Origin of the sequence: Lonepinella sp. BR2271 (assembly GCF_051851515.1) — a bacterium.
Taxonomy (GTDB): domain Bacteria; phylum Pseudomonadota; class Gammaproteobacteria; order Enterobacterales; family Pasteurellaceae; genus Lonepinella.
This window is the reverse complement of record NZ_JBPDVF010000039.1, coordinates 1-309: the sequence shown is the minus strand read 5'-3', so window position 1 is coordinate 309 and position 309 is coordinate 1. Positions and strand designations below refer to the sequence as shown.

General features: G+C 41.4%; 1 rRNA gene. It reads left to right on the top strand.

The window, feature by feature from the left end:
* Nucleotides 1-51, top strand: a 16S ribosomal RNA gene (locus ACTG7X_RS11100); the annotation flags it as partial.
* Nucleotides 52-309: the final 258 nt, after the last annotated feature.

Genomic DNA, 309 nt, shown 5'->3' with positions numbered 1-309 from the left:
AAGTCGTAACAAGGTAACCGTAGGGGAACCTGCGGTTGGATCACCTCCTTATAACAGGTGACAGGCGATAGGTGACAGGATACAGAGTATTCGGCTTATTGACTTGCTTACCAAGAAACGAAGCAACAGCAAGTGTTCACACAGATTGTTTGATAAAAAGTAGAAAAGAAAGAAAAAAAGACCGCACTTTAAACTATTGCTTACTAGGTCGAGCAAGATAAACAAATGAAATGAAAAAGAAGTGCGAAGACAACAAATTATCTTTACCTGTTGTCCCCATCGTCTAGAGGCCTAGGACATCGCCCTTTC